Origin of the sequence: Caballeronia sp. GACF4 (assembly GCF_023631025.1) — a bacterium.
In the GTDB taxonomy this organism is placed as follows: domain Bacteria; phylum Pseudomonadota; class Gammaproteobacteria; order Burkholderiales; family Burkholderiaceae; genus Caballeronia.
Window position 1 is genome coordinate 126,864 of the sequence record NZ_JALQDW010000021.1, and the last position, 20,664, is coordinate 147,527.

The following is a 20,664-nucleotide window of genomic DNA, read 5'->3' on the forward strand; positions in this document are numbered from 1 at the left end:
TTCAGCCAAGCAAGCCATCCCGCGACGGATCGCCTCCACGCTGCCGATTGACGAGTCGTCCCCGAAACCAGAACGTCCATGCGAGCAGACCGCCATAGATTGCGTAGCTGATGAAAGGCGAGACGACGAGGTAGCGTTCGACGGGCCAGTTCCACGCTAACCAGAACCGCAACGCCGTTTCGATGGACAGTCCAACGCCCCAGACGAGCGTCATGAGTCGCAATGAGTCGCGCAGCGTTGCGCTGTCGCGCCAGTAACCCTCGAAACGCTCGGCACCGCCTTTCTGTTGGCGGGCGACGGTTGCGCGCGCGAGATAGAAGATCAGTGGACGCTCGAACAGCATCGACACGAGAAATACGACGCCCGTCGCGCCCGACGCAAGCGATTCGCGCACGAGCAGGATGCGCGGACTACCGCCGAGCGCGAGCAAAACGATAGAGAGAGCAATGCCGAACAGCACCAGCGCGGAGACCGCATCGACGCGCCGTGAGCGCGTGAACTCGAATAGGCTCCATGCAAGTGGTGGCGCGGCGGACGCATAGAGCGCGCCGACGTTGCCCCAATGCGGCAGGGCGAGGCGATATGCAACCCACGGCAGCAGCAGGTTGGCGACGAGTTCCAGTGCTAGTGCGGGTTTGATCTTTTTCATGGACTCATGACGTGACGCCTTCGCGATGAGGCGCGGCCTTGAGCCCGAGTATAGAAGATCGCGACCGGTTACTTCAGCCCTTCATCGACCGTTCGAGTTGCGCGGCAATCCAGCTTCGGTCGAACGTGCCTTCAGCGATGGATCGCAAAGCCTGTGCTTCTTTTTGCTCGGTCTGACGCGCGCGCTCGATCACATCGGCTGCATCGGCTTGTGCGATGGCGAGCACGCCGTCTTCATCGCCGACGATGATATCGCCCGGATACACGACCATGCCGCCCACCGTCACCGGCACGTTGATCTCACCGGGTCCGTTCTTATAAGGCCCACGATGCGTCACGCCGCGTGCATACACTGGAAAATCGCGCGAACGCAATGAAGCGACATCGCGGATCGCGCCGTCGATGACGAGGCCCACAATGCCGATGCTCTCTGCATAGCTCGACATGATGTCGCCCATCAACGCTTGCGTGAGTTCTCCGCCGCCGTCGATCACGAGAACGTCGCCGGGGCGGCAAAAGTCGAACGCGCGATGAATCATCAGATTGTCGCCGGGCCGCGTGCGCACCGTGACAGCCGTGCCCGCCAGCGTGTTTGGCCGATGATAAGGCGTGAGTCCTATCGTGCCCGAACTGCGAGCCATGCTGTCGGAGAGAAGCGATACCGCAAGCGACTTCAATGCCGCGAGCACTTCGGGACTTGCCTGCGCGGCAGATTCATTCTGCCGCCATCCGGGGGCGTTCATTGCGAGACTCCTTGCCGTGAGCTTTGACGTGCGATTTGTGAATCGAGACGCGCATAAACAATGCGCGCGTTGTGCTCAAAGATACGCTGCCGGTCTTCATCCGCGAGCCATGTAATGCCGTCGATATAGCGGCGCGTATCGTCGTAGTGATGACCCGTTTCTGGATCGATACCCTGCACCGCGCCGATCGTCTCCGAAGCGAAAAGGATGTTCTTCGCCGGAATGACCTTGGCAAGCAGCTCGGCGCCAGGCTGGTGATAAACGCAGGTATCGAAGAACACGTTGTTGAGCAAATGCTCATCGAGACGCGGCTGCTTCATGTCTTGCGCCAGCCCGCGATAACGTCCCCAGTGATACGGCACCGCGCCGCCGCCGTGCGGAATGATGAACTTCAGCGTCGGAAAGTCCTTGAAGAGATTACCCGCCAGCAACTGCATGAACACCGAGGTATCGCCGTTGATGTAGTGCGCGCCCGTCGCATGAAAGTTGGGATTGCACGATGACGACACGTGAATCATCGCAGGCACGTCGAGTTCGACGAGCGCTTCGTAGAGCGGATACCAGTGGCGGTCGGTCATCGGCAAACCGGACCAGTGACCGCCCGAAGGATCGGGATTGAGATTGCAGCCGATGAAGCCCATCTCTTCGACACAGCGTCGCAACTCGGCAATGCAATTTGCAGGATCGACGCCCGGTGCCTGAGGCAACTGACATACGCCGATGAATTGCCGCGGGAACAGCGACACCACGCGATGAATGAGGTCGTTGCATTCCTTCGACCATGCTTCGTTGGCGCTTGCATCGCCGAGATGGTGGCCCATGCCGGCCGCACGCGGCGAGAAGATCGTGAGGTCTATACCGCGTCCGCCCTGTACGCGTAATTGCCCGTTTTGGATGGTTTCGCGTATCTGGTCGTCGCTGATCGATGGACGAGGCGGCACGGGCACGCCGTCCTTCAGCGCGCCGATCTGCTTCGTACGCCAGGCTTCGTGTTCTGGCGGTGACGTGGTGTAGTGACCGTGACAATCGATGATCATGGAATGAGTCTCGCGATGTTTAAAGCGTTTGTTGGGCGCGGCGAGGCGTGGTACTGGCTTCGTCTTCTGGCGGACGTACACGCATCACGAGCGCGATGATCGTCGCGACCACGAGAAACGCGGCGATGGTGACGAGCGCGAACTTGAAGCTGCCCGTTGCGTTGCGCACGAGCCCTATGCTCCACGGTCCCACGAGACCGCCAAACTGCGCGATGGTATTGATGAGCGCAATGGTCGCCGCGCCTGCCGCACCCGTGCGAAACGAGGCAGCAAGACTCCAGAACAACGGATTGCCCGCATAGATGAAGAGGCCAGTCACGCACAGAAGCGCATAAGCAATGATCGGCGAGGGCGCGTAAGCGCTCCCTGCAATAGCGACGGCGCTCATGCCATAGACGAAGGCTAGATGCTTCTTGCGGTCGCCCGTGCGGTCAGAACTGCGGCTGATGAGAAAGGTGCCGAGCACGCCGAAGAGCGGAGGTGCAGCAGAAAGAAAGCCCACTTCGATATTCGACAGATGGCCGAGGCTCTTCACGATTTGCGGCAGCCAAAGAAAGAGTCCATAGATGCCAACGAGCGCGCAGCCGAAGAGACATGCAAGGCTCCACACGCGAATATCGGCGGCTACACGCCACATCGAAACATGACCGCTGCCACCAAGCGCCGCGCGTTCCGTTTCGAGCGTGCCTTCGAGCCAGTGCTTTTCTTCAGCGGTGAGCCAGTCGGCATCGGCGGGACGTTCCTGCATCACGCGCAACGTGATGATGCCGAGAAGAATGGCGGGCACGCCTTCGCAAATGAACATCCACTGCCAGCCTTGCAGACCGAGAATGTCGTTGCCGTAGGTCATGAGCGTCGTCGAGATCGGTCCACCCAGCACCGCTGAAAACGAGCCTGCGATGATATAGCCGCCCACTGCACGCGCCCGATAACGTTCGGGGAACCACTTGGTCAAATACACGGCGACGCCCGGCAAAAAACCTGCTTCCATCACGCCGAGCAGAAAGCGTACGGTGTAGAAGGTCGTATCGTTGAAGACGAACGCAGTGGCCGCCGCGACCGCGCCCCATGTGATCAGAATACGTGCAAGCCAGCGTCGCGCGCCGACCTTATGCAGGAGCAAGTTGCTTGGCACTTCGAGCAGCATGTAGCCGACGAAGAACACGCTGCCCGCAAAGCCGAAAACCGCTGGACTGAAGTTCAGCGCGCGATTCATATCGAGCGCTGCAAAGCCGATGTTGATGCGGTCGAGATAGTTGAAGAACATCATCGCGAAGAGCAACGGCATCAGGCGGCGATACACCTTGGCCATGGTCGCTTTCGCTATAGGGGAATCGCTCGTGGCTATTGCTGCGTTCGTTGGCTGAATCATGTCGTCTCCATGCCGCGCTTGCTCGATGCAGGCGTCTTTGCAATCCGCGCTCCTGTTTGCAGAGCGCAAGGGACATGATAGGGACGTGAGCCGTCCTCCGTCCAACACGGATTGCGCATGCTTCTATGCGTTTTAGCTTATAGCGCGCTGTCAGCGTGAGCTTCGTTCGGCAGGCAAGCGAGAAACGCTTGCAGATGCGGCGAGCTGTCATCTTCACGAAAGCTCGCTGTCAACGATGTGATCTGACTCGCGCCCGGTCCCGTGAGATGCTTGCAGACGACGTCGGCGCGCCCATGCCGCGCCACCGATTCACCGACATACGTTACGCCAAGGCCCGCGGCCACGAGTGCAATCGCGGTCTGTATCTCGTAGGCTTCATGTCCGACAATGGGCGTGATGCCGGCGTCGCGATAGAGCGTGGCGATGAAGCGCGGAAACTGCGCAGCCGGATGCTTCGGATAGACAATGAGCGGCGATGTCGCGAGGTCATCCACGCGCACGCTATCACGTTCGGCGAACGCATGATCGACGGGCAGAACCGCCATCACGCGCTCATGCAGCAGGATGCGTCTCGTGCAGCCAGGACGTTCGGGTGCTTGTCTGCCAATGCCGATATGAATGCGTGCATCGCGCAGTGCATCGGCTTGCTCCTCGGTGAGCATCTCGAAGAGCTTGAGTTCGACCTTCGGATAAGCCGCATGGAAGGCCTTCAACGCGGGCGGCAAGACGCTGTACATCGCCGAACGCGTAAAGCCGACGGAGAGCCAACCATGCGTGCCGGCATCGATCGCCCGCACGCCTTGCGTCGCTTGTTCGCAATGGTCGAGAATCTGGCGCGCTTCGGTATAAAAATAACTGCCCGCTTCGGTAAGCCGCAAGGGACGGCTTCCACGATCGACGAGCTGACTGCCAAGGCGTTCCTCTAGCGCGCGAATCTGCTGGCTTAACGCAGGCTGCGCGATATGCAAACGCTCGGCCGCGCGGCTGAAGTTCAGTTCTTCAGCTAGCACGATAAAGCATTGCAGTCCCCGTAGATTCATTGCAAAAAGGCTCCCCAGGCTCCCGCTTCCGATTGATGGCATCGCTCATGATAAAGGGGAGCCGCATTGAGAGCCCGGGAAATGTGCCTTGCAATTATCTGGACGGCGGCGTGCCACCCGTACCCGGCAGAACATGTGGTCCGCCTGTGACAGGAGTGGGCGTATTAGCGGTATTTGCCGCGTTTGCGGCATTCGCGGAATTCGCTTGCCCGTTCGAATATCCCGGCGACGACTTCGGCTGCTTCGGCTGAAGCGACTGATTGATAACGCCGATCTGCCCGAGCTTCTGCGCTGCGCGATTGTCGGCCTGCGCGGCTGTGGTGACGGCAAGGCTTGCCGTGCCGAGGACAAACGCCATTGCAATGCGCCATGGCATACCGTTGCGATGATTTCTCATGATGACCTCCTTCAAGCGGCTGTCTGCAAGAATCAGACAACCTACTGCTAGCATGCGCAAGGATTGCGCCCAGCATGATGCATTACGTATGCAACATCAGTTGCTGCGCGAGAAGTGACGCGTGCGGCGTGAGCGCATCGAAGGCGCGTGCGCACAGATGCAGGCGCCGCGTTGCCCACGGTTCGGAAAGCGGCACGACGGCAAGACCCGGCCTTCGAACGAGCTCTGCGGATGCTTGCGACAGAATCGCCAAGCCAATGCCCGCTTCCACTAGCATCGCCACGTTGTCGATACTGCGCATATGAATGCGGTATTCAAGCTGGCGTCCGAGCCGCGACGCGCGTTCGGCAAGATGCATTTCGAGCGCGGCATCGGCAAGACCGACATATGCATCGCCGACAATCTCCGCAAAGGCCACTGCGTGCTCATTCGCCATGCGATGCGCACGGTTCATCATCACCACAAGCTGATCTTCCGCCACGAGATGCGTCTGCAGATTGCCGAGGTCCGTAAAGTCCGCGACGATGCCTAAATCCGCACGTCCTTCCGCTATGGCTTGCACGATGTCGGCGCTAGGCCGTTCATCGAGATCGATGGAGAGATCGGGATAAGCCGCAAGGAAGTGCGCAAGCCGCGGCGGCAGAAACGCCGCGAGCGCAGCGGTATTCGACAGCAACCTGATGCGTCCTTTGAGACCTGTTGCATAAGTGCGCAACTCGCCGCGCATCTGCTCGACTTGAGCAAGGATCATCCGTGCATGGCGCGCGAAGGCATCGCCTGCGGCAGTGGTCTGCACGCCGCGTCGATTGCGTTCGAAGAGTGACGCGCCGAGCGCGGACTCCATGCCCGCGATGCGCTCACTCGCCGATGCCAGCGCGAGATGCATGGCCTGCGCGCCCGCCGTAATGCTGCCACGCTCGATCACGGTCAGAAAAAGCCGCATGTCGGTTAGGTCGAAGCGCATGTTTGTCTCCGGTCGCTTCGGTTGAGCCGAAGTCTCTCATTGGAAAAGCCAGATTGTATGCGCGCTCACGCAACGCTAGCATCGGGCGATGGAACCTCTTCTCATCGTCATTGGTGCGGGCTTTCTGGCGGGAGCGATGAACGCGCTTGCCGGTGGCGGATCGTTCGTCAGTTTGCCCGCCCTGATCGCCGCGGGCTTGCCACCGGTTCAGGCGAATGCGTCGTCCACGGTCGCGCTGTTTCCAGGCGGCCTGGTGAGCGCGTGGGCCTATCGTGATGGCCTCGCGCCAGTCGGCTCGGTCGCGATCCGCAAGATGCTCGTCGTGACGCTTATCGGCGGCTTGGCGGGCGCGGCGCTCTTGCTCTGTACCTCTTCCAAAACCTTTTCGTTTGTCCTGCCGTGGCTCTTGTTGTGCGCGAGCCTTGCGCTGGCATTCGGCCGCAAATTCGGTGAGGTATTGCGGCAGCGGTTTCGTATCGGCGCGGGTGCGATGTTGTCGATTCAATTCGTGCTTGGCGTCTATGGCGGCTACTTTGGCGGCGCAGTGGGGATCATGATGATGGCTGTGTGGGGCCTTTTTGACTCGCGCGACCTCAAAAGCCTCAACGCGCCACGCACTTTGCTCGTGAGCGCGGCGAATTCGGTCGCGGTGCTGACCTTCGCGGCGGCACAGGCGGTGCGTTGGCCGGAAACGATCGCGATGCTCGTCGCTGCCATTGCAGGTGGATACGGCGGCGCGCAAGTGGGACGCCGCGCGCCGCCCGCTGTGATTCGCGCCGGTACGATGCTGGTGAGCGCTGGCATCACGATCGCATTCTTTATACGAACGTACGGCCCGATGTTGGCGCATCGGGCCTGATGCGTCCGTTTATTCGATGGGAGAGCCGCCATGATCGATGCCTTGCTCGAAACCCTGGGTGCGCTTTCGGTGTTGGCCAGCGTGGCGGCAAAAATCGCGTGGGCGGGTGATGCGCGCGTGCACGCTTTGCGATCAGCGCCGTCAAAGCCGCTCAATGCCCGCCGGTTTGAAGCGGCGGCAGGCCGAGCGGTTTCTTCGCGGCTTCATAAGCGCGCACGAAGCGCGGATCGTCGCCGAGTTCGCGCGCCATCCACTTCGACAAATCCGTGCCGCAGGCGGGGTTTGCCATGTCGGTGAAGCAGGCACCGTTCGCGGGCATCATGCTTGCGGCCCAATAGAAGCTGAAGAGCGTCTGTTTCTCGGCCGGTTCCATGCCGATGGCATTGGGATCGGCGCCCGACAGCCATCGGTCGAGCTTTGCTTCGAGCGTGGCTTCCGTGTCCTGCTTGTCGTAAGAAAACACATATCCGCCGCCTGCCTGCGCGGTATGGAAGTCGTTCATGACGATTGCATTGACGAAGCGCGCGGCGCGAGCGTTTGGCACATAGCCTTCGGCGTAGGCGCTTGCGGTTAAAAACCACAGCAGCGCGAGCAATGCATTTGTTGTGTACCGCGTCGATACGCGGCCGATTTGTCGATTGCTTCGCGAGTTCACGCAAGTAACGAGGATGGTTTTTTGGGCAGATGAGGCGAACTTCGAAGGCTCGCGTCGGCTGGCGCTGATTCTACTGAGTTATTAAGAAAACTGACGGCGACGCGCCTAAGATTTTGTGGCGTTTCCAATGAAAAACGGCCCCGAAGGGCCGTTCCTGCGCTAAGGCGAGATCAGCAGCTATTACAGCGGCTGGATCGTCGAAGCTTGCTTGCCCTTAGGGCCTTGCTTGACTTCGAAGCTCACCTTCTGGTTCTCCTGGAGCGACTTGAAACCCTTTGACTGGATTTCGGAGAAATGTGCAAACAGGTCTTCGCCGCCGTCATCCGGCGTGATGAAACCAAAACCCTTTGCATCGTTGAACCACTTAACAGTACCTGTTGCCATTTGTCCAAACCCTATTGAGACAAGTTACGTTGAAAATGCGCCCTTAATTTCGAGCGGCATAGATTTTTACCACGCCAAAGAGTTTTTTTCCAATACGCGTTTTTGCTAAGGTTATGGTCATACGCGCGTCATAACGGGCGATTTTTCCTGATCGCCCTTCGAATACGGATCAATTTGCCGATGTTGCTTAAGGAAATGCCGTTTTTATAGGCAGAAAACATTCAGACAGAAGACCACACGCAATGGCTCATACGCTTGTCACCGGTACGGCCGCTTTAGCGTCTGCGCATCGGCTCGATGCACCCGCTATCGCCGAAGCTCGCTGCGAACTCGCGGCGTGTTTTCGCTTAGCCGCGCTGTACGGGCTGGAGGAGGGCGTATGCAATCATTTTTCCGCGACAGTGCCAGGGCACGACGACCTTTTTCTGGTTAATCCCTATGGTTATGCCTTTAGCGAGATCACGGCGTCGCATCTGCTGATCTGCGACTTCGACGGCAACGTGATCGAAGGCGAAGGCCAGCCCGAGGCAACTGCATTCTTTATTCATGCGAGGCTGCATCGGCTGATGCCGCGCGTGAAGGCCGCATTCCACACACATATGCCGAGCGCGACCGCGCTCTGCCTACTCGAAGGGCCGCCGCTCCTGTGGCTTGGGCAGACGGCGCTGAAGTTCTACGGCCGCACGGCCGTGGATGAGCACTACAACGGCCTCGCGCTCGATGCAACGGAGGGCGACCGTATCGCGGCGGCAATGGGCAACGCGGACATACTCTTCCTCAAGAATCATGGCGTGATGGTGGCGGGCGCGAGCATCGCCGAGGCCTGGGACGATCTCTACTACCTCGAGCGCGCGGCCGAAGTGCAGCTCCGTGCGATGAACACGCAGCGCCCGCTCAAGCCCGTGCCGCATGAAGTAGCGCAGGCCGCCTACGAGCAAATGCGCGCGGGCGACGCGCAGAGCGCGCGGGCGCATCTGGCGAGCGGCATGCGGCAATTGCGGGCGCGGGGTATCGCGTTCGACATCTGAGTGCATTATTCAAGATCGGCGCACGAGGCGCTTAAGCCAGCCGCGCCGCCGCCCGACGTCGGTCTGTTGTAAAAATACCGCGATCACGATAATCAAGCCCTTCAGCACAAGCTGCGTGTTGCTGTCGATGCTATTGAGCAGAAGGATGTTGCTCAAAAAGCCGAAGATCAGCACGCCCGCCACGGTGCCCGAGACGCGTCCTACGCCGCCCGAAAGACTCGTCCCGCCTATCACAACGGCGGCGATTGCATCCAGTTCCCAGCCCATTCCGGCATCGGCCTTGCCCTGTCGATACTGCGCTGCATACAAAACGCCAACGAGCGCCGAGAGCATGCCCGAGATGGCATACGCCGCCATCTTGTGGCGTCCCACGTTCAGGCCGGAGACGACGGCGCACTTCTCGTTGCCGCCGATTGCATACAAATACTTGCCGAAGATCGTGCGATTCATCACGAAGCCGACGACCAGCGCGATCGCCAAAAAAAACAGCGCGGGCACGGGAACGATGTCGAAGAGCAGCGCGCGCAGCGCTTCGATATCGGTGGTGGCATTGCTGCCGCTGTAAATCGAATACACGGCGGTGTCTTGCCCGGCGATAAGTCGCGCCGCGCCTAGCACACCGACCATCGCGGCGAGCGTGACGATGAACGGCTGCATGCGGCCACGCGTGATGATCCAGCCATTGAGCGCGCCGAGCGTGAAGCCCGCGAGCGGCACGATCCAGAGCACGGCTATAAGCGGCATGCGATGCCCGCCATGTAACGCAATATAGGCGCATGCAAAAGCCGCCACGACGAGCGCTATGCCGAGGTCCATCGTGAGCGGTGCCTGCGTGGCGGGCGCGCCGCGAGCACGCCTGAAGCCGCGGACGACGTTCATCGCGGCGAGCGCGATCGCAAAGACCGCGATTGCATTCAAAATTATGGATGCCGACACCGCGCGATTCCAGGCGTCCGTGGTGAGCAGCATGGCCGTGAGCACGCTGCCGAGACCCATGATCGCGCCCACCGAGAGATCGATTCCCGCCGTGATGATGACGAGCGTCATGCCGATGGAAATCACGCCTACGTTCGCCACCTGGCGAAACACGTCGGAGATGTTCGCGCTGGACAAAAAGATATTGCTGCCATCGGCCGCGTGAGGCGACGTGAACGCACCGACCACGAGCAACACAATCAAACCGAGGTAATACTTGAGGTAAGTCAGCAATGCGCTCAGGCGCCGCTGGCGCGCGGTGGTCACCGGCTCGGCGAGTTGGTCCCGGGCGTGCAGCATGGTGTCCTTCTCCGTTTTGCATGTTGCGTTTTGCATTCGGCATCCCAGCATTTGGCATTCAAAATGCCGTCAGGGCGACGCCATCCTGACGAGTGCATCGACTGAAGATTGCTCGCGCGGCAAAATTCCGCGAGCGCGTCCTTCGCACATGACGAGAATGCGGTCGCTAAGCAGCATGAGTTCGTCGATCTCCGAACTCGCCACGATCACCGTGACGCCTTCGCGCGCGGCGGCGAGAATCTGGCGATAGATCTCGGCTTTCGCTGCTACATCGACGCCACGCGTCGGTTCATCGAGCAAAAGAAGACGCGGCTTCGTCATCAGCCATTTACCGATGATGAGCTTCTGCTGATTGCCGCCCGACAAGGTGCTCGCATCCTGCGCGAGACTGCGATGCTTGACGTTCGAAGCGTGCGCTTGCGCATCGGCCCATGCTTGTAGCTTGCCGCGTCGATAAAACGGAAAGCCCGGCGCGCGCGAAAGCGAAGGCAACAGCAGGTTCGCCTCGAGCGACTGATCGAGCACGAGGCCGTCTTTCTTGCGGTCTTCGGTGACGAAGGCCAGCCCCGCCGCGGCCGCGCGATCGGGTGAATCGAATGCATGCGCATGACCGGCTGCGCGTATCTCTCCATCGCGACGATACGGCGACACACCGAAGATCGCTTCCAGTATCTCGGTCTTGCCCGCGCCGAGCAGCCCCGAAATGCCGAACACCTCGCCTTCCTGCACCGCGAACGACACGTCTGCCACGAGCGCACGAGCCGCATTCCAGAGCGTCAGGTTGCACACATCGAGGGCGCACGCGCGCTCACGCGGCGCTTCGGCTTCGCTGCGCTCGGGCGGCGCGAAGTCCTTGCCGATCATCATCGAGACCAGCGCCGCCGACGATTCGACCTGTGGCATCTGCAAGGTCGCGATGCGCCGGCCATCGCGCAATACGGTCACTCGATCCGCCACCGCGAATACTTCGCCAAGCCGATGGCTGATCAGCACGATACCCATGCCGCGCTCGCGCAGATCGCGTGTGAGGGTGAGCAGCGCCTGCGTCTCGGTATCGGATAGCGCGGACGTGGGCTCGTCCATGATGAGCACGCGAGCATCGGCAAGCAAAGCCTTCGCAATCTCGACGAGTTGCTTCTCGCCTACGCGCAGCGTGCCCACGAGCGCACTCGGCGGCACACGAAAGCCAAGTTGCGCGAGGACCTTAGTTGCCGCCGCATGCATCGCGCGCCGATCCGGAAAGCCGAAACGTGTACGCAGTTCCTTGCCAAGAAAGATGTTGTCGACCGCCGACAAGGTGTCGACCAGATTCAATTCCTGATGAATGATGGCGACGCCCGCGAGCGCCGCATCGTTCACGCTGGCAAGACGCGTTGCTTCGCCGCGCACGCGGATGCTGCCCGCGTCCGGCGTATAGAGGCCGCCCAGGATCTTCATCAAGCTCGACTTGCCCGCGCCGTTTTCGCCGACGAGCGCGTGTATCTCGCCCGCCGCGACATCGAAGTCGACGCCCGACAATGCGGCGCTGCCGTTGAAGGATATCGACAGGCCTTCGGCTTCGATGAGCGGCGTGGCTACGGTGGCCATCGATCGAACTCAGTGAGTGGCGATATATTGCTTCGCGTTGTCCTTGAAGATGCCTTGCGTCGGCAACGTCAGCTTCTTTTCCACCTTCTCGCCTTTCAGCACCTTGAGCGATTGACGGATGCCTTCCGCGCCTGGCGTCGGATACATGAAGGTGCCCGCGAGCAGGCCTTGTTCGACCCACGTCGCGCCTTCTTGCGGCAAGCCGTCGATACCCACGAACTTGATGTTCTTCTCGCGTCCCGCATCCTTCGCGGCGAGATATGCGCCGTAGGCCATCGGGTCGTTATGCGCATAGACCACGTCGATCTTCGGCTGCACGCGCAACACGGTCTTCATGTAGTCGTAGGCCTTGTCCTGCTTCCAGTCGCAGTCCACGCGTTCGCCTACGCGCTTGATGCCTTTCTCCGGCGCGATGGCCTTATCCGCGCCATCGTGACGATCGTGCGCGGGCTGCGCACCGAAGCCGCCCCATATCTCGACGAGATTGCCTTGCGCCTTGCCAGACCCGCCCATCACCTTGACAATGAAGTTGCCCGCTTCCTGACCGATCTGTACGTTGTCGCCACCGATGAACTCCGTGTATTGATCGCCGTTCACTTCGCGGTCCAGCACGAACACGGGAATGCCCGCCTTGAAGGCCTTCTCGACGACGCCCGTCAGCCCCGCGGACTCCTTGGGCGAAATGAAGATCGCGTCCATCTTCTGCGCAATGAAGTTTTCCATGTCGGCGTTTTGCTTATCGGTACGGTCCCCCGCGTCGGCAATGATGAGTTCGACTTCCGGATGCTTTGCCGCTTCGGCTCGCATGTCCTTGTTGAACTGCACGCGCCACGGCTCGACGGTCGTGACCTGAGAAAAGCCGAAACGGTACTTCTTCTGCTGCGCGAATGCGGTTTGCGTGAAGAGTGCGGAGAACGTTCCCACTGCGCCGGCAAGCGGTATAGCGAGAAGACTTGCGGTAACGATGCGTCGTTTGCTGTCCATTTTGTCTCTCTCCTTCGTCTTATGGTTGCGGGCCCTGCATGGCGAATAAAACGTTATAGCGTGGCGGATTTGCGCGTTCGCTTTCGAGCGGCTTGATCGATAGCTTTCATCGGAGGCGCCGTGCTTTCACGCACGAGCAGATCGGCCTTCATGCGCAGATGCACATGCTCGCCGGTTTCACCTTGCAACTGCTTGTGGAGCAACTGCCAGATCGCACGCCCCACGGCTTCTACCGGCTGATGTATCGAACTGATACGCGGATGAAGCACCGACATCCACGGGGCGTCGTCGAAAGAGAGCAAGGAAACCTCTCCAGGCAGGCGCAATTCGGCATCGCGTATGGCACGCAGTGCGCCAAGCGTGGCCACGTTCGCACCGGTAAAAAGCGCGGTGGGGCGTTCGCTTGCAGACAAAAGCCCGAGCGTCGCCGCGTGGCTTTCCGTATCCGTCATGCCGCATACCACCACGCGCGCATGTCGCGTAAGACCGGCGCGTTTCATGGCGTCGAGATAGCCGTCCGCGCGTTCGCGGCTATTCACGAGATCGAGCGCATTGACGATGAATGTAATGCGCCGATGCCCGAGCGCGATGAGATGTTCCGTGCCATCGCTCGCGGCGCGGCGGCTGTCCGTCGTCACCGTGTTCGCCGGAAAGCTGTTGTCCACGCGGTCCGCCATCACGAGCGGCACGTCGCATTCGCGCAATTCGTCGATGGCATGTGCATAGCCATGACACGGAATGATGATCATGCCCGCCACCTGACGCGACAACACGAAACGTATGCGCTCGGCCTCGCGCTCGGGGTCTTCCTGCGCATGCGCGAGCAGCAGCCGATAACCGCTTGCCAGCGCATGATCTTCCACCACGCATAGCAGTTCGATAAAGAACGAGTTCGTGAGATCCGGCACGACGAAGCCGATGGACGTCGAACGATTGCTGCGCAATTCCGCCGCAAGACTGTTGCGCCGATAACCCAGCGCTCGCGCGGCTTCCCATACTTGCTGCCGTCGCAGTTCGCTTACGCCTTCGGCGCCTGCCAGCACTTTCGACGCCGTGCCAAGCGAGACGCCCGCCGCACTGGCGACATCCTTCAAGGTGCTGGCAGTCTTTTTACGTGAGTCCACGAGTGCTTTTGCCGTCTTTTTTTGAAACGTTTCAGAATTCTAGAAAGCGTTCGAAAACGGGGCAAGTGAGTACTTGTACGGAGCACGCTACCGCGCTACAGAGAGGTATCGTGCAGGTCCTTTACGATAGGCGGCCCGATCTTGAAGTCGGAGAAGCTCACGGTGAGGCCGCCGCGCTCGGGCGTGCAACACATGGGTCCGACGAGCCAGTGCGGCGACGCGGTAGTCGACGCGAAGGGCGCGATACGCATGAGGGTCCAATGACGCTCGTCCGCGCTGCACTGCATCTTGAGCACGCCATCGGCGACGGTCATGCGCAGCCTGAAGCGGTTGCCGCTGGCGGGCGAACCAAGCGACCAGTCGGAGAAATCATTGGTCAGCACGGTGCTGAAGGTCAGCGCGCCGTCGTTGTACTCCGCGCCTGCCTTGACCCAGCGCTCGGCGCTCTCGCGCACCATCAGGCCCGCTTGGTCGTAGAGCGCGGAGAAATCGCCATCGACGGTGACTTCGGCGCTGAAGTCACCGTTCGCGCTCGCGGCGAAAACATGGCCGTTATCGCGGATGAAACCGTAGTGCGTCTTGCGCCAGAAGTCCGTGCTGGCGTCCGTGGTGACGAACAGCGTGCCGTCTTCAATGCGCCATTGCGCGGGCTCGTTGATCCACTGACATTGGTCGAACATGGCAGCCTCGCTACGTGGAAAGGGCGTTGGCAGTATGGCACATCGTGCATGCCGAATCGAATGGTCGTACTTAACGAAGCGGACAGAGCGATTTCATTTAAGGCCCGCACTGCACTAACATGAATGCGCGAGGCTTCTCTGCGCTCATGCAACGACACGAAAGGCAAATCCATGGTCAAGTTAATGATGATCCTGCTGGGCGTGGACTATTTGCGCGGACGCTGGCGCAGTCTGATGGTGACAGGATGGCTGCTGCTTGTCGTTGGCTTGGGCATATTCATCGATGCACTCGACGGTTCGCTCGGCTTTCCGATTCCACTCGTTGGCTGGTTGTTGTTGATCGAAGGCGCGCTGACGCTTGCGGTTGCATGGGCCGGCGTCGGCGGGCAACGCAGGTTGCGCTATTCGAAGGGTATCGTGTTCGTCCTTGCGGCCGTGCTGGTGCTTCAGGGGCCACGTCATCACGCGAACTTCATTCTTTCGTTGTTCATTGGCGCGGCCTTTCTCTCGGATGGCCTCTTGCAAGCCGCATCCGCTGTTGTCGTGCGATATCGACGTTGGCGCGTGGCGCTTGGTTTTGCGATCTTCGAAATATTGCTGGCGGTCTTCGTCATTCAACCGTACCCGACGCATTACAAGAGCACCGTGGTGTATTGCGTGGGCGTGCTCTTCATGTTCGCAGGTTGGAATCTCGTGATGATCGCGTCGCGCGTACGCAAGCTGAACAGCAATCCGGCAGTCTGGGGCGATGCAAGCGCCGAGGCCGCGAGCGCAGCGAGTGATACGAAAGACGGTACGCCAGTCGTCTTGCCGGCAAGCGAATGGGACGGGCCGCCCGCGGACAACGAGCCCGCATTGACCGTGCATGTGTGGACGCCCGTGGGTACATCGAAGGGCGAGGTGCAACGGCATCTGATCGTCGACCGGTACATTGCGGCGGTGGATCGCAATGGAGTGATATCGACGGGACATGCCGCGCTCGAATCGCCTGAGGGCGTATATGTGAGCCTTTATCCGGCAGTCGAGATAGACCGCTCGCCCGATGACTTTGCGCGCCTCTTGCGTGCCACGAGCGATAACGACGTGCCAGGCGTGTTTCAGCCGAGCTACCCGATCGAGTCGAAGACATGGTGTCCTTCGACCACGCGAGTGCGCATTCGCAATTACGATCCAACGCGGCTAGCGCGCTTCTGGAGCACGTATCGCGAGGACACGACGTACAACCTCACGCATCGCAATTGTTCGAGCAGCGTCTCGCGCGCACTGGAGGCGGCGCTCGAAGGGGCGGCTGGGCGGCTCTATGGCGCGCGGGCGGGCTGGGGCGCGCTGTTTCGTATGCTGGTGACGCCCGAACTATGGGTGGCCGCGCAGATCCGAAAGCGTGCAGTGACGATGGCCTGGACGCCTGGCCTCACGCTCGACTATGCACGTGCGCTTAGCATGGTTGCCGATCCACGTCCGTATGGCTGGCTCAAGGTGGCGCGCATGGCGCTAGCAAAAATGCGGCAATCGCGGCGTCAATGGCGGCATGAAGGCTCTTCGTCGATGGACCCGCCTGCAAACGCCTGAGATTCAAGCGCCTTCGTCGAGATCGTCTGCGGCCTTGCGTTCGCGTCGCGCTTCGTTGGCGCGGCGTGCACGCAGTCGCTGCTTCGACAGCTGCGTAATGACCTCGCCCGTGCTCGCGCCGGCCGGAATCTCGTTGCGAATGACCTTGGGCACCATGGGCAGACCCAGGCGCTGGCGGCGCAGGGCACGCGCGATGAACGTGCGACAGGTCTGTCCATGGCAGTCCCACTCATCGCGAATTCGCTCGCAGTAAGGACATTTTTCCATGCAAACAGTTTACCGCGAAACGCAAAGCGCTTCGCGGGCGGGCCTGGGCGCGTGTTTCTAGCCGCTAAACTGATTCGTCGGACTATGCCGGCGCTCGCGCTGATGATGGTCGAGACTGCGGCGCAACATTTTCTTCAGCAGGCCCTTGATGAAGTAGATCGAGCGATCGGCGCGCACGTTGAAATCGAACGGCTTGAGTGCGACGACTTCGCGACCGTTGCGTTCCGAGAGCTTGGCGCGAGTTCTGCGATGATCCACCGCCATTGCCGCCAGTGTCTCCGATGCCGCCTTGAATTGTCCCCGATCCACCCGCGCGCACACATGACATGCGCGATGAAACGCCTTGTCGAAGATCGTGAGCCAGTAATCGTCCATCTCGCCGCCGTCGCAACGCGCGAGCGCTTCGAGCCCGTTCGTGCGGAGGTCCTTCATATCGGTAAGCGTCGCTTTCTGCGTGATGCTCCCAAAACGTCGGCGATAACCGATCAGCGGGTCTGCAATGCGATAGATACTGCTTGCGCGAAGGTACATGGACGGCACGACCGCCATGTCTTCGTAGTGCCGGCCCACTGGGAACTGCGTGCCGTTGAACATGTCCGTGCGATAGATACGCGCCCAGACGAAGGTATGAAAGCCGTCCGCGAAGTGCTGAAGCGCGGCGCGGTTCATCGCGTGACCGCCGCTTGCGTGATGCATGACGAGATCGATGCCGTCGATATGGCGGCCGTCGTCGTCGATGATCTTCACGTTGTATTCGACGAGGTCCCACACGCGTTCCTTGAGTGCGGGAATCACGCTGCTCGAAAAATTCTCGAGATAGATGTCGTCGCCGTCGAGGAAGCCGACGTAGGGCGTTCGCACTGCCGCAAGCCCGGTATTGCGTGCCGCGCTCAGACCGCCATTGCGCTGCTTGATGAGCTGAATATGACGGCCGCCATCGCGCTCCACGATCGCTTCCGCGGCCGCATAGGTCTCGTCGCGAGAACCGTCGTCCACCACGATGATGCGCATGGCGTCGATATGGGGCTGCGACAGTAGGGACTCGAGTGCTTCCTCGATGTATCCCTCGATATTGTACGCCGCGACCACGATGGTCAGTAGCGGTTCTGTGTCTCGCAAAGAGTCACTTTCAAACGGCATATCGGATGCTCCGTCGGATGAAGGGGCTCAGGGGCGTGCCAGTGCATGCCAATGCACTGGCCTGTTTACGCGGTCTCCTTCTGGCGGCCGGCGTGTCGATTTGCACGCCTGTTTGGCCGGACTGCCGAGGCTCATCGGCTTCGGCTTGCTGTGCGCGATGCGAAGAGCAATCGCAGTAGATCAGATTGATTGAAGCAGGTTCCCGCAAGCTGTGATTGTCGGCTTGGGCAGAGAGGAAGGCCCAAGTTCCGGACCGGATTCTGCTGCATATTACCGGGTCAAAAAAACAATGTAATGACAATGGCATGTCGGTTAGTCGACGCAGCGACTCCAACAGACTTGCGATGCATTCTTCAAAGAAGCTGCAGCGATTACCTGTCGGTTTTGTTCAGGCGCTTTAGCGCTAGTCATCTCATTCGCTTGCAATCTCATCGATGTTTGTCCTTCATGTTGCTGCGCTCCGTGCGCTTAAGCACATCAAAATATAAGTTGATGCGTCTATGAAACGCGTATGCGCCCATGCGATACCGCTTGTTTAAGTAACCTAAAGCAGATTGAAAGATTCGGCGCTTGGCGAACGCTCTGAGAAGCTCACTAAGCATGACCTCTTCAGCAAGGCGAATGCCATGCAAGGACGGTCAGACGTTCTCGGACGTAAAAAGTTGCGCCGGAAGTGGATATTGGCTTGCTTGCGCTGTCTCTCCAGGCAAGGTATTCAACGCGCGAAGCATGGCAAGCACTGCGGTCTGAGCGATCTGTTGCAATGGCGTATCGATGACCAGATCGATGATGCCGTCCACGAGCGCGTCGTGACGGTCGGGCATGAGATCGGAGCAAACGGTGACTATGTGTCGTCCTATTGCTTCCTCGCGCAGTGCGCGTATCACGCCACCCACGCCGCCGCCTGGAATGTAAAGACCAGCGAGATCGTCATGCCGCGCAAGCATGGCAAGCGTCGCTTCATAGGCCAGTTGCTTGTCTTCCAGGTTGATTTGCGTGTCGAGCACTCGCAGCCCGGGTGCATGTTCACGCAGGTAAGAGCGAAAACTGATTTCGCAGCTTTCTTGTCCCAGATAGCGGGGCGTGCCGACGAATACGCCAACCGTACCTGCCTTGCGATGCGTGAGCCTGCTCACGGCCCACGCGGCAGTGCGGCCGCTCTTGCGCGGGTCCACGCCGATATAACCTGCACGCAATGGCGCGCTCAGGTCGGACAATAGCGTGACCGTTGGCTTGCCCGCTGCATGCAAGGTTTCGATGGCCGCGGTCACATGCGGATGATCGACCGCCACGACGCCGAGCGCATCCGCTTCTTCTCCAAGCGACAGCAACGTACGCGCGATGGACGCGGGATCGAGTTCGTCCATATACGCGATCACTGCCTTGCAACGTTCGGGTTCGTGACGCGTGACCGTCTCCGTCAGAATGCGCGCGAACGCCTGATAAAACGGGTCGGCGCGTTTCTGCAGACAGAAGCCGAGCGTGCGCGGGGCATCGATGGCTCCTAGTTGAGCGCGCATGCGTTCGCGCATCAGTTGAGCACCGTGATAGCCGATGCGCTCTGCCGCTTCTATCACGCGCAACGCGGTGCCTTCGCGCACGGTCAGGCGTCCGTTGAACACGCGATCCACCGTGGCCGAACTGACGCCAGCGGCTTCCGCCACCGACTGAAGCGTGGGACGCTTGGTCATTTTGATGGAAATGATGGATTTGCGAGGGCACGCAATGATGCTTAAAGATAGCAAATTCATACGTTCCTTGCGCTCGCCCGGGCTCGCTCATATCATCGACTTAAATAAAAATAAATGATGTATTCCAATCATCGGATGAGGTGACATGATGGAATCGGAGGAGACGCAGCGGCGGCGCTATCGGCTGATAGGCGGGGCAGGCGAAGAGGCGAAAGCCGCGGGCCTTGCCAATGGCACCTGGTATAGATGCCCTTTGCCGCGCCCCGTGCTCAAGCAACTCACGCAACGCAGTGATGCAAGAGCCATTCGCGACACCGTTCTTTGGTACGCAGCCATCGTCGCGAGCGGCGTCCTTGCCTGGTTCGCATGGCAGGCGCATTCGCTGTGGGCCATCCCCGCGTTTCTGCTCTACGGGACGCTTTACTGCGGCCCCGCCGATTCGCGCTGGCATGAGAGCGGACACGGCACCGCATTCAAGACCGCGTGGATGAACAAGGCGCTTTATCAAGTGGCGTCCTTTCAGGTGTTTCGGCGACCGACCGTATGGCGCTGGAGTCATGCGCGCCATCACACCGATACCTTGGTAGTGGGCCGCGATCCCGAGATCGGTGTGCAACTGCCGACGGACTGGCTTGCGCTGGTGCTGAACGTCTTCGCGCTGAAGCACGTGGCGAACGAATTGCCCAAGGTCGTGGCGTCTGCGTTCGGCAATATCGGTGAAGAAGAAAAGACCTTCGTGCCTGAGACGGAATGGCCGAAGGTCGTGCGCGAGGCGCGCATCTGGCTCGCGATCTATGCAGCAGTGATCGTGACATGCATTGCGTTTCGCAGTGTTTTGCCGCTGCTTTATATCGGCTTGCCGAGTCTTTACGGCGCATGGCTTTATCTATACTTCGGGCTCACGCAACATGCGGGCATGCCGGAGAACGTGCTCGACCATCGCAAGAATTGCCGCACCGTGATGATGAATCCCGTGTTTCGTTTTCTTTATCTGAACATGAACTATCACGTCGAACATCACATGTTCCCGATGGTGCCGTATCACGCGCTGCCGGATCTGCACGATGCCGTCAAGCACGACATGCCGCCGCCTTACACGAGTTCCATCGCGGCTTATGCCGAGATCATCCCGGCGCTCATGCGGCAGACGCGGGATCCGTCGTATCACGTCGAGAGGCCGGTGCCCATCGCCACGCAAAGCTGAGTATAAAAAGGAGACA

General features: G+C 60.0%; 21 protein-coding genes. 4 read left to right on the forward strand and 17 right to left on the reverse strand.

Features of this window, described 5'->3' with window-relative positions:
- Position 1: 1 nt before the first annotated feature.
- From NCR40_RS21105 to NCR40_RS21135, 7 genes are all read right to left on the reverse strand, one after another.
- Entirely contained in the window at positions 2–649 is a 648-nt protein-coding gene (locus NCR40_RS21105) for a VC0807 family protein (protein ID WP_250510554.1), read from the reverse strand.
- 73 nt (positions 650–722) lie between these two features.
- On the reverse strand, positions 723–1,391 hold the full coding sequence (locus NCR40_RS21110) for an RraA family protein (RefSeq protein WP_250467980.1): 669 nt from the start codon (positions 1,389–1,391) through the stop codon (positions 723–725).
- On the reverse strand, positions 1,388–2,428 hold the full coding sequence (locus tag NCR40_RS21115; protein WP_250510555.1) for an amidohydrolase family protein: 1,041 nt from the start codon (positions 2,426–2,428) through the stop codon (positions 1,388–1,390). The genes NCR40_RS21110 and NCR40_RS21115 overlap by 4 nt, the downstream gene beginning before the upstream one ends.
- 19 nt (positions 2,429–2,447) lie before the next feature.
- Complete coding sequence (locus tag NCR40_RS21120; RefSeq protein ID WP_244831320.1) at positions 2,448–3,800, reverse strand: MFS transporter; 1,353 nt, start codon at positions 3,798–3,800, stop codon at positions 2,448–2,450.
- 137 nt (positions 3,801–3,937) lie between these two features.
- Positions 3,938–4,840 (reverse strand): LysR family transcriptional regulator, encoded by a 903-nt coding sequence (locus NCR40_RS21125; protein ID WP_250510556.1) that lies wholly within the window; start codon positions 4,838–4,840, stop codon positions 3,938–3,940.
- 94 nt (positions 4,841–4,934) lie between these two features.
- Positions 4,935–5,237: a hypothetical protein gene (locus NCR40_RS21130; RefSeq protein ID WP_250510557.1), complete on the reverse strand. Its 303-nt coding sequence runs from the start codon at positions 5,235–5,237 to the stop codon at positions 4,935–4,937.
- An 82-nt stretch (positions 5,238–5,319) separates the two neighbouring features.
- Positions 5,320–6,201, reverse strand: coding sequence for a LysR substrate-binding domain-containing protein (locus tag NCR40_RS21135; protein WP_250510558.1), 882 nt, complete (start codon positions 6,199–6,201; stop codon positions 5,320–5,322).
- A gap of 88 nt (positions 6,202–6,289) precedes the next feature.
- On the opposite strand from NCR40_RS21135, the gene NCR40_RS21140 reads away from it, so the two are divergent.
- Entirely contained in the window at positions 6,290–7,060 is a 771-nt protein-coding gene (locus tag NCR40_RS21140; protein ID WP_250510559.1) for a sulfite exporter TauE/SafE family protein, read from the forward strand.
- A 151-nt stretch (positions 7,061–7,211) separates the two neighbouring features.
- Here NCR40_RS21140 and NCR40_RS21145 read toward each other — a convergent pair whose 3' ends face one another.
- Both NCR40_RS21145 and NCR40_RS21150 read right to left on the reverse strand, forming a co-directional pair.
- On the reverse strand, positions 7,212–7,562 hold the full coding sequence (locus NCR40_RS21145; RefSeq protein ID WP_250510560.1) for a hypothetical protein: 351 nt from the start codon (positions 7,560–7,562) through the stop codon (positions 7,212–7,214).
- 333 nt (positions 7,563–7,895) lie between these two features.
- Positions 7,896–8,099: a cold-shock protein gene (locus tag NCR40_RS21150; RefSeq protein ID WP_008347993.1), complete on the reverse strand. Its 204-nt coding sequence runs from the start codon at positions 8,097–8,099 to the stop codon at positions 7,896–7,898.
- A gap of 242 nt (positions 8,100–8,341) precedes the next feature.
- Between NCR40_RS21150 and NCR40_RS21155 the strand changes: the two genes are divergently transcribed.
- A complete protein-coding gene (locus tag NCR40_RS21155) occupies positions 8,342–9,127 on the forward strand; it encodes an aldolase (RefSeq protein ID WP_250510561.1) in 786 nt (261 codons plus the stop codon).
- 9 nt (positions 9,128–9,136) lie between these two features.
- On the opposite strand, the gene NCR40_RS21160 is transcribed toward NCR40_RS21155, so the two are convergent.
- The 5 genes from NCR40_RS21160 to NCR40_RS21180 all read right to left on the reverse strand — a co-directional run bounded on the left by NCR40_RS21160 (position 9,137) and on the right by NCR40_RS21180 (position 14,777).
- On the reverse strand, positions 9,137–10,402 hold the full coding sequence (locus NCR40_RS21160; protein ID WP_250494032.1) for an ABC transporter permease: 1,266 nt from the start codon (positions 10,400–10,402) through the stop codon (positions 9,137–9,139).
- A 69-nt stretch (positions 10,403–10,471) separates the two neighbouring features.
- The gene (locus NCR40_RS21165; protein WP_250510562.1) at positions 10,472–11,989 is read right to left on the reverse strand and encodes a sugar ABC transporter ATP-binding protein; all 1,518 of its coding nucleotides are present in this window, start codon (positions 11,987–11,989) and stop codon (positions 10,472–10,474) included.
- A gap of 9 nt (positions 11,990–11,998) precedes the next feature.
- A complete protein-coding gene (locus NCR40_RS21170; protein ID WP_250467991.1) occupies positions 11,999–12,973 on the reverse strand; it encodes a substrate-binding domain-containing protein in 975 nt (324 codons plus the stop codon).
- A 53-nt stretch (positions 12,974–13,026) separates the two neighbouring features.
- Positions 13,027–14,097: a LacI family DNA-binding transcriptional regulator gene (locus NCR40_RS21175; protein ID WP_244831330.1), complete on the reverse strand. Its 1,071-nt coding sequence runs from the start codon at positions 14,095–14,097 to the stop codon at positions 13,027–13,029.
- A 95-nt stretch (positions 14,098–14,192) separates the two neighbouring features.
- Positions 14,193–14,777, reverse strand: coding sequence for a DUF1349 domain-containing protein (locus NCR40_RS21180; RefSeq protein ID WP_250510563.1), 585 nt, complete (start codon positions 14,775–14,777; stop codon positions 14,193–14,195).
- Between the two features lie 171 nt (positions 14,778–14,948).
- Between NCR40_RS21180 and NCR40_RS21185 the strand changes: the two genes are divergently transcribed.
- A complete protein-coding gene (locus NCR40_RS21185) occupies positions 14,949–16,346 on the forward strand; it encodes an HdeD family acid-resistance protein (RefSeq protein ID WP_250510564.1) in 1,398 nt (465 codons plus the stop codon).
- A 3-nt stretch (positions 16,347–16,349) separates the two neighbouring features.
- Here NCR40_RS21185 and NCR40_RS21190 read toward each other — a convergent pair whose 3' ends face one another.
- The 3 genes from NCR40_RS21190 to NCR40_RS21200 all read right to left on the reverse strand — a co-directional run bounded on the left by NCR40_RS21190 (position 16,350) and on the right by NCR40_RS21200 (position 19,444).
- Positions 16,350–16,613: a hypothetical protein gene (locus NCR40_RS21190; RefSeq protein ID WP_244831333.1), complete on the reverse strand. Its 264-nt coding sequence runs from the start codon at positions 16,611–16,613 to the stop codon at positions 16,350–16,352.
- Between the two features lie 57 nt (positions 16,614–16,670).
- Positions 16,671–17,753: a glycosyltransferase family 2 protein gene (locus NCR40_RS21195; protein WP_244831334.1), complete on the reverse strand. Its 1,083-nt coding sequence runs from the start codon at positions 17,751–17,753 to the stop codon at positions 16,671–16,673.
- Between the two features lie 638 nt (positions 17,754–18,391).
- Entirely contained in the window at positions 18,392–19,444 is a 1,053-nt protein-coding gene (locus tag NCR40_RS21200) for a LacI family DNA-binding transcriptional regulator (protein ID WP_250510565.1), read from the reverse strand.
- Between the two features lie 145 nt (positions 19,445–19,589).
- Here NCR40_RS21200 and NCR40_RS21205 point away from each other — a divergent pair, with 145 nt between their 5' ends.
- A complete protein-coding gene (locus NCR40_RS21205) occupies positions 19,590–20,648 on the forward strand; it encodes a fatty acid desaturase family protein (RefSeq protein WP_409015514.1) in 1,059 nt (352 codons plus the stop codon).
- Positions 20,649–20,664 lie beyond the last annotated feature (16 nt).

Excerpts from the sequence above, each read along its gene's own strand:
- NCR40_RS21185 (WP_250510564.1), top strand. The coding sequence starts at position 14,949 with ATGGTCAAGTTAATGATGATCCTGCTGGGCGTGGACTATTTGCGCGGA.
- NCR40_RS21145 (WP_250510560.1), bottom strand. The coding sequence starts at position 7,562 with ATGAACGACTTCCATACCGCGCAGGCAGGCGGCGGATATGTGTTTTCT.
- NCR40_RS21190 (WP_244831333.1), bottom strand. The coding sequence starts at position 16,613 with ATGGAAAAATGTCCTTACTGCGAGCGAATTCGCGATGAGTGGGACTGC.
- NCR40_RS21140 (WP_250510559.1), top strand. The coding sequence starts at position 6,290 with ATGGAACCTCTTCTCATCGTCATTGGTGCGGGCTTTCTGGCGGGAGCG.
- NCR40_RS21130 (WP_250510557.1), bottom strand. The coding sequence starts at position 5,237 with ATGAGAAATCATCGCAACGGTATGCCATGGCGCATTGCAATGGCGTTT.
- NCR40_RS21150 (WP_008347993.1), bottom strand. The coding sequence starts at position 8,099 with ATGGCAACAGGTACTGTTAAGTGGTTCAACGATGCAAAGGGTTTTGGT.
- NCR40_RS21115 (WP_250510555.1), bottom strand. The coding sequence starts at position 2,428 with ATGATCATCGATTGTCACGGTCACTACACCACGTCACCGCCAGAACAC.
- NCR40_RS21170 (WP_250467991.1), bottom strand. The coding sequence starts at position 12,973 with ATGGACAGCAAACGACGCATCGTTACCGCAAGTCTTCTCGCTATACCG.
- NCR40_RS21195 (WP_244831334.1), bottom strand. The coding sequence starts at position 17,753 with ATGCCGTTTGAAAGTGACTCTTTGCGAGACACAGAACCGCTACTGACC.
- NCR40_RS21125 (WP_250510556.1), bottom strand. The coding sequence starts at position 4,840 with ATGAATCTACGGGGACTGCAATGCTTTATCGTGCTAGCTGAAGAACTG.
- NCR40_RS21120 (WP_244831320.1), bottom strand. The coding sequence starts at position 3,800 with ATGATTCAGCCAACGAACGCAGCAATAGCCACGAGCGATTCCCCTATA.
- NCR40_RS21135 (WP_250510558.1), bottom strand. The coding sequence starts at position 6,201 with ATGCGCTTCGACCTAACCGACATGCGGCTTTTTCTGACCGTGATCGAG.
- NCR40_RS21105 (WP_250510554.1), bottom strand. The coding sequence starts at position 649 with ATGAAAAAGATCAAACCCGCACTAGCACTGGAACTCGTCGCCAACCTG.
- NCR40_RS21205 (WP_409015514.1), top strand. The coding sequence starts at position 19,590 with ATGATGGAATCGGAGGAGACGCAGCGGCGGCGCTATCGGCTGATAGGC.
- NCR40_RS21180 (WP_250510563.1), bottom strand. The coding sequence starts at position 14,777 with ATGTTCGACCAATGTCAGTGGATCAACGAGCCCGCGCAATGGCGCATT.
- NCR40_RS21160 (WP_250494032.1), bottom strand. The coding sequence starts at position 10,402 with ATGCTGCACGCCCGGGACCAACTCGCCGAGCCGGTGACCACCGCGCGC.
- NCR40_RS21155 (WP_250510561.1), top strand. The coding sequence starts at position 8,342 with ATGGCTCATACGCTTGTCACCGGTACGGCCGCTTTAGCGTCTGCGCAT.
- NCR40_RS21200 (WP_250510565.1), bottom strand. The coding sequence starts at position 19,444 with ATGACCAAGCGTCCCACGCTTCAGTCGGTGGCGGAAGCCGCTGGCGTC.
- NCR40_RS21110 (WP_250467980.1), bottom strand. The coding sequence starts at position 1,391 with ATGAACGCCCCCGGATGGCGGCAGAATGAATCTGCCGCGCAGGCAAGT.
- NCR40_RS21165 (WP_250510562.1), bottom strand. The coding sequence starts at position 11,989 with ATGGCCACCGTAGCCACGCCGCTCATCGAAGCCGAAGGCCTGTCGATA.